The organism is Ornithinibacillus gellani (genome assembly GCF_003730295.1).
In the GTDB taxonomy this organism is placed as follows: Bacteria; Bacillota; Bacilli; order Bacillales; family Amphibacillaceae; genus Ornithinibacillus_A; species Ornithinibacillus_A gellani.
The window spans coordinates 291,751-307,348 of the sequence record NZ_QTSZ01000017.1 but is presented as its reverse complement, the minus strand read 5'-3'; the positions used below and the strand labels follow the sequence as shown (position 1 = coordinate 307,348).

Annotated in this window: 17 protein-coding genes and 1 riboswitch; of the genes, 5 read left to right on the top strand and 12 right to left on the bottom strand. The window is 38.8% G+C overall.

The window, feature by feature from the left end; translation table 11 throughout:
- Positions 1 to 33 precede the first annotated feature (33 nt).
- Positions 34 to 137: riboswitch (TPP riboswitch) on the top strand.
- Positions 138 to 236: 99 nt separating this feature from the next.
- From thiT to DX933_RS05625, 3 genes are all read left to right on the top strand, one after another.
- Positions 237 to 812, top strand: coding sequence for an energy-coupled thiamine transporter ThiT (gene thiT / locus DX933_RS05635; protein ID WP_123315501.1), 576 nt, complete (start codon positions 237 to 239; stop codon positions 810 to 812).
- Between the two features lie 213 nt (positions 813 to 1,025).
- On the top strand, positions 1,026 to 3,971 hold the full coding sequence (fdhF, locus tag DX933_RS05630; RefSeq protein WP_123315500.1) for a formate dehydrogenase subunit alpha: 2,946 nt from the start codon (positions 1,026 to 1,028) through the stop codon (positions 3,969 to 3,971).
- On the top strand, positions 3,964 to 4,434 hold the full coding sequence (locus DX933_RS05625; RefSeq protein ID WP_190279422.1) for a DUF1641 domain-containing protein: 471 nt from the start codon (positions 3,964 to 3,966) through the stop codon (positions 4,432 to 4,434). Before fdhF ends, DX933_RS05625 begins: the two co-directional genes overlap by 8 nt.
- A gap of 269 nt (positions 4,435 to 4,703) precedes the next feature.
- Here the strand turns inward: DX933_RS05625 and DX933_RS05620 are convergent, their stop codons facing one another.
- From DX933_RS05620 to DX933_RS05575, 10 genes are all read right to left on the bottom strand, one after another.
- Positions 4,704 to 5,972, bottom strand: coding sequence for a Ger(x)C family spore germination protein (locus DX933_RS05620; RefSeq protein WP_123315498.1), 1,269 nt, complete (start codon positions 5,970 to 5,972; stop codon positions 4,704 to 4,706).
- Positions 5,941 to 7,059: a GerAB/ArcD/ProY family transporter gene (locus DX933_RS05615; protein WP_123315497.1), complete on the bottom strand. Its 1,119-nt coding sequence runs from the start codon at positions 7,057 to 7,059 to the stop codon at positions 5,941 to 5,943. The genes DX933_RS05620 and DX933_RS05615 overlap by 32 nt, the downstream gene beginning before the upstream one ends.
- Positions 7,060 to 7,070: 11 nt before the next feature.
- Positions 7,071 to 8,579, bottom strand: coding sequence for a spore germination protein (locus tag DX933_RS05610; RefSeq protein WP_123315496.1), 1,509 nt, complete (start codon positions 8,577 to 8,579; stop codon positions 7,071 to 7,073).
- Between the two features lie 33 nt (positions 8,580 to 8,612).
- Positions 8,613 to 9,470, bottom strand: coding sequence for a DUF421 domain-containing protein (locus DX933_RS05605; RefSeq protein WP_123315495.1), 858 nt, complete (start codon positions 9,468 to 9,470; stop codon positions 8,613 to 8,615).
- Between the two features lie 15 nt (positions 9,471 to 9,485).
- Entirely contained in the window at positions 9,486 to 9,689 is a 204-nt protein-coding gene (locus DX933_RS05600) for a DUF1657 domain-containing protein (RefSeq protein WP_123315494.1), read from the bottom strand.
- A gap of 20 nt (positions 9,690 to 9,709) precedes the next feature.
- Complete coding sequence (gene spoVAE / locus DX933_RS05595) at positions 9,710 to 10,060, bottom strand: stage V sporulation protein AE (RefSeq protein WP_123315493.1); 351 nt, start codon at positions 10,058 to 10,060, stop codon at positions 9,710 to 9,712.
- A complete protein-coding gene (gene spoVAD / locus DX933_RS05590) occupies positions 10,057 to 11,070 on the bottom strand; it encodes a stage V sporulation protein AD (protein ID WP_190279421.1) in 1,014 nt (337 codons plus the stop codon). Before spoVAD ends, spoVAE begins: the two co-directional genes overlap by 4 nt.
- Positions 11,070 to 11,549, bottom strand: coding sequence for a stage V sporulation protein AC (spoVAC, locus tag DX933_RS05585; RefSeq protein WP_123315491.1), 480 nt, complete (start codon positions 11,547 to 11,549; stop codon positions 11,070 to 11,072). The genes spoVAD and spoVAC overlap by 1 nt, the downstream gene beginning before the upstream one ends.
- Positions 11,550 to 11,564: 15 nt before the next feature.
- Entirely contained in the window at positions 11,565 to 12,020 is a 456-nt protein-coding gene (locus tag DX933_RS05580; RefSeq protein WP_123315490.1) for a hypothetical protein, read from the bottom strand.
- A gap of 123 nt (positions 12,021 to 12,143) precedes the next feature.
- The gene (locus DX933_RS05575; RefSeq protein WP_123315489.1) at positions 12,144 to 12,350 is read right to left on the bottom strand and encodes a DUF1657 domain-containing protein; all 207 of its coding nucleotides are present in this window, start codon (positions 12,348 to 12,350) and stop codon (positions 12,144 to 12,146) included.
- A gap of 164 nt (positions 12,351 to 12,514) precedes the next feature.
- Here DX933_RS05575 and DX933_RS05570 point away from each other — a divergent pair, with 164 nt between their 5' ends.
- Positions 12,515 to 12,961: a hypothetical protein gene (locus tag DX933_RS05570; RefSeq protein WP_123315488.1), complete on the top strand. Its 447-nt coding sequence runs from the start codon at positions 12,515 to 12,517 to the stop codon at positions 12,959 to 12,961.
- A gap of 68 nt (positions 12,962 to 13,029) precedes the next feature.
- On the opposite strand, the gene DX933_RS05565 is transcribed toward DX933_RS05570, so the two are convergent.
- Both DX933_RS05565 and DX933_RS05560 read right to left on the bottom strand, forming a co-directional pair.
- Positions 13,030 to 13,764, bottom strand: coding sequence for a hypothetical protein (locus DX933_RS05565; RefSeq protein WP_123315487.1), 735 nt, complete (start codon positions 13,762 to 13,764; stop codon positions 13,030 to 13,032).
- A gap of 124 nt (positions 13,765 to 13,888) precedes the next feature.
- The gene (locus DX933_RS05560; RefSeq protein WP_123315486.1) at positions 13,889 to 14,071 is read right to left on the bottom strand and encodes a hypothetical protein; all 183 of its coding nucleotides are present in this window, start codon (positions 14,069 to 14,071) and stop codon (positions 13,889 to 13,891) included.
- A gap of 225 nt (positions 14,072 to 14,296) precedes the next feature.
- On the opposite strand from DX933_RS05560, the gene DX933_RS05555 reads away from it, so the two are divergent.
- Positions 14,297 to 15,589 carry a molybdopterin molybdotransferase MoeA gene (locus DX933_RS05555; protein WP_123315485.1) on the top strand — a complete coding sequence of 431 codons (1,293 nt, stop codon included), beginning with the start codon at positions 14,297 to 14,299 and terminating at the stop codon, positions 15,587 to 15,589.
- Positions 15,590 to 15,598 lie beyond the last annotated feature (9 nt).

Below are 15,598 nucleotides of genomic sequence, written 5' to 3'. Positions count from 1 at the left end.
TGATACAATAAGAATAGCAAAAAAAGTGAAAATGAAGCCTGCAGGGGGAGCCTTTGGCTGAGAGTGAACATGTATCATGTTCTTACCCTTTGAACCTGTTAGTTAATACTAGCGTAGGGATGTGGCTTTTTTGATGGAAATAAAGTAATGTGAGCGGATTCCCCCATCAGGAAGCTTCCCTTTGGCATTGCTTTTTTTGTGTGTAAAAATATTGCTTCAAGGGGGGAGTAGGGAGTATGCGTTCCAATCGAACATTATTTTTAATAGAAGTAGCTATCTTTACAGCGTTAGCACTTGTATTGGATATTTTACCGATCGCTTTTAAAGTATGGCCCAATGGTGGATCCGTTTCCTTCGCCATGATTCCTGTTTTCATCGTGGCTTTTCGTTGGGGAATTAAAGGTGGCTTGCTTTCTGGTTTACTTTGGGGGCTATTACAAATTGCCTTTGGTGCCAGCATATTAACACCTTTGCAAGGCCTAATTGAGTATGGCTTTGCGTTTACGTTATTGGGATTGGCAGGTATATTTGCTAAGCCATTGCAACGCGCACTGAAAGATGGAAAATCCAATTTAGCTTTCATGTATGTGATGCTCGGCGTATTAATTGGCACGTCATTCCGTTTTCTAGCACATTTTTATGCCGGAATTGTATTCTGGGGACATTTTGCACCGGAAGGACAGAAAGTATGGTTGTATTCCTTCTTATACAACGGTTCTTACATGCTGCCATCTTTCGTATTATGCACGGTTCTGGTTTTCTTTTTATTTTACAAACAGCCAAGAACATTACTTGGCGCAGCAACTTCATAAAATGTGGTTTCCGCTCACTCATCACAATCTGGAGGGCAAGTCGCCTTTCGGATTGTTTTTTTTATAAAGATTGTGAATAGCACTACCATTGAACTGAAGATTTTGTGTTTTTAAATCAATTTCATCGCCTTCCTGATTAAAGTGGTTTTAGACTGGACTATTCAAGGGAACAAGGTCATATAGATGATAAAACTATATGAGGGAGGGGTTTTGGTGCAGGAGCATCTTGTTATAACCGTGGATGGAGAAGAACTGCTTGCAGAAGAAGGGCAACCTTTGGTGGATGTCATGAACATAGCAGAGATATTTGTTCCACAAATTTGTTATAACGAATCACTTGGACCAATTCAGACATGTGATACGTGTATTGTTGAGGTGAATGGGGTATTACAACGCGCCTGTGGTACAACCGTTGAAGCTGGTATGCAAGTACAAACAAAGCTACATAACGTAGAACAGGCTCAAAAGGAAGCACTGGATAGAATTCTGGAAAAACATGAGTTATATTGTACCGTATGCGACTACAACAATGGTTCCTGTGAGATTCATAATACGGTTGCCGCATTCGGTCTGGAAACACAATCTCGTCCATTTCAGTCAAAGCCGTATGAGGTAGATCATTCCGGAGCATTTTATCGGTACGATCCGGATCAATGTATTCTTTGCGGTCGTTGTGTTGAGGTATGTCAGGATGTTCAAGTGAATGAAACTTTGTTAATAGATTGGGAAAGGGAGCAACCACGAGTTGTATGGGATGAGGATGTGCCAATTGATCAATCATCTTGTGTAAGCTGCGGCCAATGTGTTACCGTTTGTCCCTGCAATGCATTGATGGAAAAATCGATGATTGGTGAAGCGGGATTTATGACAGATCAAGAACCAGGACTTTTAAGATCGATGATTGATTTGACGAAGAAGGTGGAATCAGGATATGGTCCGTTATTTGCCATTTCTGATACAGAAGCTTCTATGCGGGAAGAAAAAATAAAAAAAACCAAAACCGTTTGTACGTATTGTGGAGTGGGTTGTACATTTGACGTTTGGACAAAGGATCGTAAAATTTTAAAAATAGAACCGCAGCAGGATTCACCTGCTAATGGTATTTCTACCTGTGTGAAAGGGAAATTCGGATGGGATTATGTGAATTCCGAGGAACGCTTAAGGAAACCGCTGATTCGAGATGGTGAGTATTTTAAAGAAGTGGAGTGGGAGGAAGCCATTTCATTCGTAGCCAAGCGGTTTCAGGAAATTAAAGCAGAAAAGGGTCCTGATTCACTTGGATTTATTGCCTCTTCCAAAGCGACCAATGAAGAATCTTATTTAATGCAAAAATTTGCCCGGCAGGTGATCGGGACGAACAACATAGACAATTGCTCCCGTTATTGCCAATCGCCAGCAACAAAAGGGCTATTTCGAACGGTTGGACATGGGGGAGACTCAGGTTCTATTGATGATATAGCATCCGCGGAATTGGTCATTACCATTGGCTCAAATACGGCAGAATCCCATCCTGTTTTAGCTTCTAGAATAAAGCGCTCACAAAAGTTGAATGGGCAAAAATTATTTGTCTTTGATATTCGTAAGCATGAAATGGCAAGCCGTGCAAATCGATTTTATTCGCCGAAAAGCGGAACAGATTTGGTTTGGTTATCTGCGGTAACCAAATATATTATCGATCAAGGATGGGAAAATAAGTCATTTCTTCAACAATGGGTCAATGGACTGGAAAATTACAAGGAAAGTCTTGCACCATTTACGATGACATATGCAGAAAAAATAACTGGAATTCCAGAAACAGAATTAAAAGAAGTAGCGAAAGAAATCGCTTCAGTGGATAAGGTTGCGATTTGTTGGGCAATGGGCGTTACACAACATCAATTGGGTAGTGATACGAGTACGGCAATTTCTAACTTATTATTAATTACCGGGAATTATATGCGTAATGGTACTGGTGCTTATCCATTGCGTGGGCATAACAATGTCCAGGGCTGCAGTGATTTTGGCAGTATGCCGAACTTTTTTCCGGGCTATGAAAAGGTTGAAGATGAGCAGGTAAGGTTACGCTATGAGAAAGCATGGAATACAACATTGCCAACAACACCTGGAAAGGATAATCACGAGATGATTGGAGCCATTCATGAAGGCCAAGTAACCTCTTTATATGTAAAAGGGGAAGATATCGGAATGGTGGATGCCAATATTAATTATGTTCGGGAAGCTTTAAAAAAGTTGGATTTTTTCGTTGTTCAGGACTTATTTTTAACTGAAACTGCGCAATATGCAGATGTCATATTTCCGGCAGTGCCCAGTTTAGAAAAAGAGGGCACGTTCACAAATACGGAAAGAAGAATACAGCGTCTTTATCAGGCATTGGAGCCAAAAGGAGAAGCACGTCCGGACTGGATGATATTGCAAAATGTAGCGGAGGAAATGGGAGTTAACTGGGGGTATGATCATCCATCAGAAATAATGGATGAAGCAGCATCTCTCACACCTCTGTTTGCTGGAGTATGCTATGAACGATTGGAAGGCTATAACAGCTTGCAGTGGCCAGTTGCCCCAGATGGTACAGACACGCCGTTATTATATAGTGAAGGATTTCCGTTTGAAGATCATAAAGCGACATTATATTGTCTTGATTTTCAGTATGATTATGATACCGATGATGTATACGACTTACATGTCAATAATGGTCGGGTATTAGAGCATTTTCATGAAGGAAATATGACTTTTAAATCTGCAGGTCTCTTAAGGGAGATGCCGACCTCCTTCATTGAGGTTTCACCCGAATTAGCAGCCGAACGTGGATTAAGAGAGGGAGCAGAGGTCAAGCTGACATCCAAAGCTGGGGAAGTCATCGGAACAGCTCATATTACGGATCGTGTGCAAGGAAAGACATTGTATATACCACTAAATTCAGTTGGCAAAGCAGCAATTAATTTGCTGACAGATAATTCCGTGGATAAGGATACAAATACGCCAGCATTTAAAGAGGTAGCGGTTAAAATGGATATACTGACGAAAAAGGGTAAAAGTCCGTTGCCGAAGCATAATCATAGACGTGGTCACCGTCAACCACAAGTCGGAGTCCAAGTGGAACGAAAATGGGATCGGACAGATTACACATTTCCAGGGGATGAGGTGATGTATGATGGCTAAACCAATCTCGACCATACGTTATCAGGAAACACCAAAAGAGATGATAATCGAACAGAATTTGCAGGAAATTCAAGCAGCATTAAGTGAGCATAAATCGACAGTGCTTCAATCGATTGATATGATGGCAGCACTGGAGGAAAGCGGTTTATTGGACATTGCCGAAGCGATGATCAAACAGCGCAAAGCAGCAATGAAAAATATAATAACAGAATTAAATAAACCACAGTATGCTGGATCATTGGAAAATATAAGCAATATATTCTTTCTTTTAGGTGCATTGGATATGGAAATGCTACAGGAATTTACTGAAAAAATAAATCAAGGAATGATAGAGGCGTTAGACACGGAGGTAGATGAGAAAACAACTTTTACTGGTTTAATTAAAACATTTCGTGATCCTGAAGTGAACCGTGGTATAACGATGCTTCTTCAATTTTTGAAAGGAATGGGAAAAGAAACCTAATTTGATGAAATAGGTGTCATCCAGACCACGCTGAATGTGTATGAACTGGTGGTCTGGATGGAACCTACACAGAAATTATTTACTCAGTTTTGGTTTCATTCAAATCAAGTAATTTCTTAACCCGGATAAAAAAGGAGCTATGACGATAGCAATTGCTATTAAGATGACTACAATAGCACCCAACTTGTTTTGATCCCTCCATAAGACAATGGCGAAACGAAGTCCATACAGAAAAGTTCCAAGCAAAAATAACCACAATAGGACTGTACTCATTTCTTGTCCCTCAAATCCTGCATGGTAGGCGTTTTATTTTGTCTGCCATCTTGACCAAGAATGACTTCCACTGTTACCGAAACTTCCATATCTGGATATTGTTTGTTGAATCTAAATGCTTCATATGCAGGAATTGTTGCAAATGCTTTCCTTGCTGCTAATGACCATCCAAATGGTTGCGCCTTCGTTTCTTCTTTGGTTTTATCAATAAATTTCTGGAATCTTTCCTGGAACTCTTGTTCAATAGAGCGCTTCAGTGTATGACGTTTACTAGCAGAATAAGAAATATTGTGCATGGAATGATTTACGATTTGCACATTGATAGGGACTTTAACCTTTATACGTGGTTTCCCTTTGTGAAAGTCCATTTTCGTATTGGTGATTCCATTTCTGTGTATTTGCACAGCCAGTTTATTATCTTTATTAAAAGGATCATTCACCGTATCTAACATGGTTGTATCGGCATACGTATTATTCATTAATATAACCAGTCTTGCCTCTTCAGCTGTATAGATGTCCACCATCTTCCCTTGAAAAAAGGCTGCAGCACCAGCATAACTGGGTCTGTCTTTCACCTTTGCTTGGATGGGCAATTCACCTGCCTTCACATTAAAATCTGTATGTTTTTCGTCGGATTCTGTTGTCGTGCCATATATAGCTAGAAACATATCCTCTCCAGCCTCTGCTATTCGGAAGAAGGTTAATAAATCATCTGTAGGGGGGACTAAACCTGTGACATCACCATGTCTTAAAATAAGCTCATAATATTCATGTGGACGGGTTTCCAGTATTGGCTTATTTCGGTTTAAGAAAGCCGCTGCCCCTTCTGGTACGACAAGCATTCTAATATCCATTTTTATTTCTGGTTCCTTTGTCGTATCATAAAGCCATTTTACAAAGTTTTCATCTCTGGCAAATTCCTCTGAAACAATAATAATTTTTAACATATCGTAGGAAATTGGTTTTGCTACTTCCATGTTGGCAATATCTTTTGCAGTAGTAATATCATTTGCAGGAAAGGACATCACAACGGCAGGAGGTTCACTCTGGCCGCCACCACCGGTTGAGGCTTGACCTACATCTGGATTGGCTATTAAGTAGGATACTTTTATTTTATTAGGATTTTTTTCATATTTGTCCATACCAATGGCAACAACATAGGCCTGCTTGGATATTTCCTGTTGATCCCAGCATCCTGTTAGAAGAATTAATACGAATATAATCCACAAGTGTTTACTGTAATGATGTAGGCTTTGCTTGAACATCTTTTCCCCTCCCTTTTATTTTTGCCATGAGCCATAATAGAAAGGCTAAAATAAAGAAAATGAAGGTTTGCACATTCATAAAAGCACGGCTTAAACTATAAATAATCAGGCTTGGATTGCCAAACATATTGCCAAGAAATGCAAATAAGATGGCTAGCAACGGAATGAGTCTTTCAAAATCATCAATTTTACATATCTTCCCAAGGATTAACGCGTTAATATAAAGAAAAATAGCAAAGCGGATAAAACTTGCTATTAAAGAAAAAGGAAGAAAAATCGTTTCAATATTCGTAATGAAGCCCAAATGAATATACAAAATTAACTCATGATAAGGATAATTGAGCATGCGTAATGAGCGGTAATCAAATAAACCGACAAACACAATATATCCAATTGTTATCAAGGCAATTGCGGAGATAAAGCTAATAATGGTTCCTTTTTTAAACGCCCCTTTACTACTTAGGAAGGGTGCCAAAAAGGATAAGTATAGTAAATCAATATATAAGGAACTCGTTTTCAAGGCACTTTGTTTCATGACCTCCCATTCCCCAGGACCAAAGATGGGAAATAAAAAGGATGGGTTGAATTTGGGAATGGTTAGTATAAATGCTAAGAACAAAGCGGCCATGATAAATGGAAAGAAGATCCATGCTACGGAACCGATTTGCTCCAACCCGCGCTTTGCCATATAGGAGCTGACCCCGATGAATGTAAAAGCGATAACGATAGTTGGAGTTTTAGAATAGTAGATAGACTCGATGATATTTGTATAAATGGCGGAGTCCAAAATAATGATGATGGCACTGATAAGCCAAAGTAATAGCAATACGATGACACCAAAAAAACGCCCAAATAAATGCTTGAAAATATCAGAGAAATGCTGATTCGGGTATTTCCCTATGGTATATAATAAAAAATACAATGGGATGATGGTTAATATTCCATCGATAATTGGTGTCATCCAAATGGTATTCCATAAGCTTTGCGTTAATAAAGCAGGGGTATCATCTGATACTTTTCCTGTGAAGATTAATACAGCAATCGCAATATACTCTCTTATACCGATTTTATCTTCGGTCAGCTTCATGCATGAATCACCTATCTTTTTGTGATGTCCTTCGTTTTCAAATAGCCGGGACGAAAAATATCCTTCTGTAAAAACGTCCGAAAGTATGTACCAGTTGGTAGTATTTTCGGTGTTAAAGGAGCGAAATAAGGTGTGCCAAATGATTTTAAAGATACAATATAGGTGATTTCTGCAACGACGATGGCAGTCAATCCAAATAAACCAAATAATCCTGCAGCAAAGATACAGAGAAATCGGGTAATGCGAATGGCGATGTTCATGCTAATATCACCAATGATGAAAGAACAAAGCCCGCTTAATGCTACAATAATCACCACAATGGGGCTAATAATATTTGCTTGCACCGCTGATTGTCCAATAATGAGTGCACCAACAATACTAGCCATTGGAGCAATAGGAGTGGGGGCCCTTAAGCCTGCCTCACGTATCAGTTCGAATGCCACTTCCATTAAAATTAATTCCAAAAATGCTGGAAGTGGTACTTTATCGCGAGTTGATGCAATAGCAAGTAGTAAATCAGGTGGAATCATTTCCACATGGAAATTGGTAATTGCAATATAAATAGCAGAGAAAAATAGTGTAATAAATAAAGCCAGAATTCTAATCAGTCTGGTGAAATTTCCACTTGTAAAACGTAAATAGCTATCTTCAGGAGAATGAAAAAATGTCCAAAAGGTTGCAGGGAGGATCAGACAATCTGGTGAATTATCCATCACTAAGACAATATGACCATCTTCCAACAGCATAGCTGCCCGGTCTGGTCGTTCTGTATATAGCATGGTGGGAAACAAGGTAAGGCTACGATCTTCTATATATTGTTCCAGTTGACTTAATGTATGGATCGCATCTGTATCAATGGATGAAATTCTACTTCTTACATCTTCCAATAACTGTTCATTGACAAGATTATTCACATATACGATGGAAACCTTGTTTTCTGCACGTTTTGAAACTGTAATCGATTCCGCAATCAGATGTTCATTCTTAATTCGCTTCCGTATTAACGATATATTTGTTGCAGCTATCTCATTGAAAGCCTCTTGGGGCCCTTTCACAGTTGTTTCATTCTCTGCTTTATCAACCTGCCTGCCTTCAAATTTTGGAATTTGCAAAATATATCCATGATCGGATTCCTCAATAAATAAGGCTACACTTCCATTGTTAATGCCCGTTGTAATCTTTTCAACATTCATTTCTGTTGAAATCGACTGTGTAGTTAATAAATCTTGAACCGTAGCATCTTCTCTGTTCTGAGTTGACAGGGAGTGAATGATGCCTCGTTCTAATAAAACAGTATCTGTTATTGTATCGATATATACGAGGGCTGCTTGTTTTTGTAAACTGGGAATAAATATATCTCGTACTTTAAAATCTGCATTTGTTGGGTAGCTATACAATGTTTTAAATAAAGAAATGTTTTTCTGTAAATCAGAGTGAATAGAAGTAGGCTGATTTGTCGGACCCGTTTTTTTAGGAACAATATTTTTATTCGTTTTAATGGATTTTCTATTTTTTATCATTCATGACATCTCCAGTAGGAAAACGATTTTGCACTATTTTAAATAAGGGGTGACAACTTCTATCGCTTTATCCAATTTTTTACTATTGGAACTATACACTTGTTTAGAATGCTCGTTATTCGTTGCCAAAGCAAAAAGCTCCAAATCTGCTTGGCATTTTTTTATAGTTGCCAATAGAAGTTCTTTTTCCGTGCTTTCAGGAACAACCAACTGATCATCATACAGATCTATAGTTAACTGTCCATCATGATCAACTTGGCCTAGGAAAACATTTTCAATTGCAACATTCATTTTTTCTAATTCTGTAGATAACCAGTCTGGATTTAAAGACAAATTAGCCAACGGTTCTAATAGCATTTTTCCATCCATAATAACCGTTTGGGGTTCTTTCATGGGTGCGACTGTAATGCCGGCATGTTTTGCGGTTAAGGGCTGATTTTCCTTCTTAGGTAATACACTAAGACGTCCGAATGGTTCAAGTAAGGCAAATTCCACGTCTGCAACATGAAATATATTTTTTTCCCGTAAGTTTTCCAGTAAATCATCTGTAGAATAACTTTCTTTTTTTAGATTATCTTCCATGATTTTACCGTTTTGAATTAGAACAGTGCTTTTTCCTTGGATAAAATCGCGTACAGTTTTATTTTTTAAAGCCAGCTGTTTTAATACAAACGGAATAAAGAACCAAGTGAACATGGCAAGGATGCCATAAATCAAGGGTAATCTTATATCGATAGAATGGATTGCTGCAATACTGGCAAGCACAAATCCACTAATAAATTCAAAGCTATTCATTTGAGAAAGCTGTTTCTTTCCTAGCCATTTGGTTAGAAAAAAAAGAATGGTAATGAGTAAGATGGAACGAAGGATGACCTCAATCCATAATGGCATCTTGTATGCTCCTTTCTAGGTATCATATTGGGGCTCTTCATTTTGTAATATTTGTACCTGTGCGTGCATATCTGTCTTAACTTCATGAATAATTTGGCTTGTTTGTTGATATACTTGTTTTGCTTCTGAATCTTGGGTTTTCTGTGATAATATATCCAATGTTGCCTCGATGTTTTTTAAACTTGCAAGTACTGTTTTGACCTGAGATCCAACAGTCATGATGATTCTCCCTTCTCATACTATCCTTTCGGTTTGAAAATCAGCGCACCAATCATTCCAAAGATAATGGCAGCGGAAATTCCCGAGCTTGTCACTTCGAACATACCTGTTAACACGCCGATTATTCCGTGTTTTTCTGCTTCTGCCATAGCGCCGTGTACAAGTGAATTTCCAAAGCTTGTGATAGGAACAGTTGCACCTGCGCCTGCGAAATCAATTAGAGGCTCGTACAATCCAAATCCGTCTAAGATAGCACCAGCAACAACTAGAATACTTAACGTGTGTCCCGGAGTTAGTTTACATATATCAAATAAGAGCTGGCCAATGACACAAATGAAGCCGCCGACTATAAATGCCCATAAAAACGTCATGTTGCATCACTTCCTGCTTCGAGTGAAACAGCATGGGCAATACAAGGAATAGACCCTTTTTGCTGTACACTCATTGGTGAATGAAGGGCACCTGTAGCTACCGCTAAAATACGGTCTACAGTCCCGTCCTTAAGCATTTGCACGTAATGACCATAAATGCCAATGGCAGAGCAAGCTGTTCCACTGCCGCCCGATAGGACAGGTTGGTCATCACGATATACGACCGCACCACAATCGACAAATTGTTCAGCTTGTATGGCAATTCCTTTTTCAAGGAGTAAATCCAGTGCGATTTTTCTACCGTCATGGCCAAGGTCACCTGTTATAATGAGATCGTAATGTCCCACATCTAACTGTAAATCACGGAGATGGGCAATAATTGTATCCACTGCAGCTGGTGCCATTGCACCACCCATATGAAAAGGGTCTGTCATCCCCATATCGACTACTTTTCCTATTGTTGCTGATGTAATATGTGGCCCAGCCCCTGTTTTGGCAACCAAGCCACACCCTGCGCCAGTTACCGTCCATTGGGAGGTGGGTGGTTTTTGACCACCATACTCAGTTGGATAACGGAATTGTCTTTCCGTAGCTGCATTATGACTGGCCGTTCCTGTTAAAATATGCGTTGCACCATCGCTGTTAATCATATGTGCTGCAAGTGCTAAGCCTTCCATTGAACTCGCGCAAGCGCTGAAGATGCCAAAGTATGGAATCCCAATGGTATCCGCTGTAAACGTAGTGGGGGTCATTTGATTGATAAGGTCACCACCAATGAAGAAATCAATTTGTTCTTTTGAAAGGTTACTGTTTTTGATGGCATATTGACACGCTTCTTCAAGCATTGTCTGTTGTGCTTTTTCAAAGGATGTTTGTTTCATCCAAATATCATCATGTAAAATATCAAATGCTTCTGGAATGTTTCCTTTGGCTTCAAAAGGCCCACCAACCGTTCCGGTGGAAATCAGTCTGGGACGATTTTTGAATATCCACGTTTGTCCTTGTAGCATTATAGACCACCCCATTGAATGAGAATCGTCTTTATTAAAGCAATAACAAATGCTGAAAACACACCAAATAGAATGACAGATCCGGCAAGCTTAAACATATTTCCACCAACACCTAAAACAAAGCCCTCTGTTCGGTGTTCGATTGCTGCAGAAATTACTGCGTTGCCGAAGCCAGTTACTGGTACAGCAGAACCAGCCCCTGCAAACTGACCGATTCGATCATAAAAACCAAAACCAGTTAGTAGCATCGTGATGAAAATAAGTGTTGCAACCGTGGGATTTCCAGCGGTTTGTTCGGTGAAATCAAAAAAATGGATATAAAGCGTCGTGATACATTGCCCGATGAAACAGATGAAACCTCCAACGAAAAATGCTTTTAAACAATTCATCAGAATAGGACGTTTCGATTCTCTTTGTTTCTGAAATGCTTGATAAGATTGTGCTTTTGGAGGCAGGTTTTTCTTTTTTTTATCTGCCATGAACGGTTTCCTCCTTTAGGTCTGTTCTTTCATGAGCTGGACAATCGCCTTCACCTGTTTCTGTAAATGCTTAGATGACATGGCTTGATGCTGCAATTCATTTTCCAGTTTTTTTACTTCCAGAATGATTTTTTTATCTGCTGATAAATGAATCTTTGCTTTCGGAAAAGCTTTTTTTAATTCAGCTTTTGTCGTTTTTTGGATATTTTTCAATTGGAATCGTTTCATTTGTGGCACATCAATGGCAACGACAATTTCTTTTGTTGTATTAACCGCATGTACTTGTTTTATGTCTTCCTTATTCTGCAACAATAATTTCGTTTGATTAGCTGGGTCCTGACTGACGTTCTCCTGTGTTACAAGTTGATAGGTTGGTTTAGGCTTCGTACCCTGTGTAGTACCATCCTGATTACAGCCAGTAAGAAGAACGAATAGGAAAACCAGCAGTACCCATTGTATTGACTTGTTCATTGTAGGTCACCCATTTCTGATCATATCCACTTTGAATAATAGGCAGGTTTTCATAAGGATGATTGCGATATAAAAAGAGGTTGTCCCTGGAGCTTCATATTCCATGGGACAACGATTTTAATGTTAAAACCCTTTGTACTGAGTTTCTTCCTGTTCTAACTGCGCAACACGTGGCTCTACTTGCTGCAGTATCGTCATCGTTTGCTGCGCTGCTTGTTCATATAATTGCTTTGCTTGTTTATTTTCTGTTTGCAATGCAAATTGTTCAAAACTCGCCTGCGCACTTTTTAAACCCGCAATCGTTTGTTTTACTTGACTCCCAACAGTCATGTAAATCCTCCTTTAAACCTAAAATTGATAAGTATTCATTCCTGCGCTTATCATTAGTTAGCATGAAAAGGAATGGTCATTTCTATACGTTCTATTTTTTTCCTAAGATGAAACTTTTTTCACCTATTATTCGTCTATATAGATAAGGAGCAGGAGGGGATCTTGTGAAATGGTTGAAGGCCATCATTGTTATTTGTATATTGACCCTTACATGGATGATATGTTTTGGAAGTCAAGTGTTTGGAACAAATTTATCGGAAGAACGTACATATTCGAAACAGGCTGGTGATTTTATTTTGCATATTTATACTGAAAAAACAACGCATGGGATAAAAGTATTTCGAGCATTACAGTACATAGGAAAAGAACCCATTCAAATAGAGCATCAGACACCACTCATTTCGTTATCCTTTGGAAAGCGTAAACATGATTTTACAGGAGGAACAGTCGATAAGGTGCTTTATCCAGGAGCTAGTTATTTTCCTCAGGAAGAGATGACCTTTTCAGCACCATATACAAAAGGAGAGCATCCACTTTATGCAGAGGCAAAATATATGGTAAATGGTGAAAGAATGTCAATCAAACAGGAATTGAATTTACAATTTAATTAAGGATAGTAGAGGGGAAAGAAAAAATGCAGACATGAATCCGAATAAACGGACTTTAGCCTGCATTTGTTTTAGCTGTTTGATTCCAACTGATAGGTAATTGTTTTGGTTAGATGATCTTGCTCAAACCACTCAAAAAATTGTTCTTCATTTGGCTCCGTGACATTTGGAAACTCAGCAATGACAGCATCATTTCCTTGCCAGGAAGCTGACAAAATGGGCCATTCAAATTGAAGCATACTTTTTGTTTCAATTTCTGGTATGGGTGAAAGGCGCTCCCATGCTTCCACATCAATGACCGTTAGATTGGAAAAAGGAATAGAGGATGTAGATTCGCGATTAAAATGAAATAAAATCCTGGACTCATCTGGGGACAGTTTTACCTCTGCTAATTCTGCTAAATCAGCTAACAGAAAAGCAGTGTTATCAGAATCCTGGTCAAGTAGAATATAAGAACATTGCTCCTCGTAACAGGAAAACTTTAGTATGTATATGTTTTCATTTTCCTTCTTTTCCAGCTCAATCAGTTCCATTTGTTTGATTTTTCGTTGTTTATCCCTTGATGCTTGTAAATATTCATCAAGGATAGGAACCATTTTTAAATTTATCAGTACTTTTTCATCTTTCAAGGAGAATTCGATAAATTCTTCACTCTCTTCTTTTATTACCTGTTCCACAAGTTCAGGATCACTTTCTGTTATTTCTGGTGGGGATTCTTTTTTTACAACAGCAGGTTCTTTTTTGGAACAAGCGGGCAAGAGGAGCAATATAAGTAGAATGCCTATTCCGGTGATTTTTTTATTCATACCAATACACTCCATTCTTTAACGAATGATTCACTTAACCCATTATACACAAACAAACCAGATATGACTGATAAATAGAAAAAAACATCACGGAAATAGGCGCTGCTACCGTGATGTTCCGATGTTAAATATTTTCTGGGTCTTCGTCTTTTTTTCTTGTTCCATGGGTTAAATAATCTTCTTCCAGCAAATCTTTTTCCTCAGGTGTTAGATCATCAGGCTCCAAGGATTGACTCTTTCCTTTATTTAGTGAGATGAGAATAATCGCTACTATCACAACAATAATCACGGCGATAATCCAAAACAATGACAACACCTCATTTTTTAGGCTGTTTAACCATAGTATTATAAAACCGTCTATTAATTATGTGAGTGAATTATTAAACGTTTTAGTTATGTATCATTTTAATTTCCCTGTTGTATGCATGACCAAACATGTCTACCTTTTTCATTTGGAAGCGGATGGGAATCCATATCTATTATCGAAATAATTTGATAAACTGGAATAGAGACTGGTGAAAGGATTGATGAAATGCTTGAAAGACGACATCCCATTCCCGTTGAAGAAGCGGTGGAGCTTGTTATGCAACATCGTAAAGCAGGAAGTAAGGAAACAATTTCTATAACAGATAGCTATGATAGAAGCATTGCAGAACCAATTATTGCTACCGAACCTATACCTTCCTTTGATAAATCACCTTATGATGGATTTGCATTGCGGTCTAACGATATTAAATCTGCAAGTCGTGATAATCCCATACGATTAGAAGTAATCGAACATATTGGTGCAGGGCAGGTTCCACAAAAAGAAATTGGTGAAAATCAGGCTACCCGAATTATGACAGGTGCCCAGATACCAAATGGCGCTGACTGTATTGCGATGTTTGAAATATGTCAAACAATTGAAACAGACGGGAAAGACTTTATCGAAATAAAACGCAGTCTATCAAAGGGAGAAAATATTATTCAAGAAGGCTCAGAGGTACAAAAAGGATCTATTTTAGTAAAGCCAGGTACTGTTATTAATCCAGGAGTGAAAGCATTGTTGGCTACATTTGGTCATGCGGAATTAGCAGTAGCGAAGAAACCTGTTGTCGGTATTTTAGCAACTGGAAGTGAATTGTTGGAGGTACATGAACCATTGGAACCAGGGAAAATTCGAAATTCCAATGCATCCATGGTAGCCGCACAAATCCTGCGTGCCGGTGGGGAATATCGCTATTTTGGTAAGCTTTCAGATACGTTTGACCCAAGCTATCAGGCAATGATTGCCGCTTTAGATGAAGTGGATTATTTGATTACAACAGGTGGCGTATCTGTGGGGGATTTTGATCTGATGCCTGATTTATATCAGAAGTTAGAGGCAAAGGTTTTATTTAATAAAATACAAATGCGGCCAGGCAGTGTTACTACAGTGGCAGTGATGGGGGAGAAGTTATTATTTGGCTTGTCGGGAAACCCGTCTGCATGTTATGTAGGATTTGAATTATTTGTACGGCCAATCATGCAATATGCGCTATACCATTCACAACCTTATTTACGAAGCATCCGCGCTGAATTGGCAGTGGACTTTCCAAAGGCAAACCCATTTACCCGCTTTGTACGCAGCATGCTTGATTATGAAGATGGAAAAATGAAAGTGAATCTTGCGGGAATCGATAAATCAAATGTTGTCAGTTCTTTAGCCAATACCGATAGTTTGATGATATTGCCTGGTGGAACAAGAGGATTTCGAAAGGGAACCATGGTAGATGTGTTATTATTAAATGACAAGGCTGGACAGGAACATTTTGAAGTTCCACATAAGCGAAGCAATAAAGGATAGAGAGCCAAT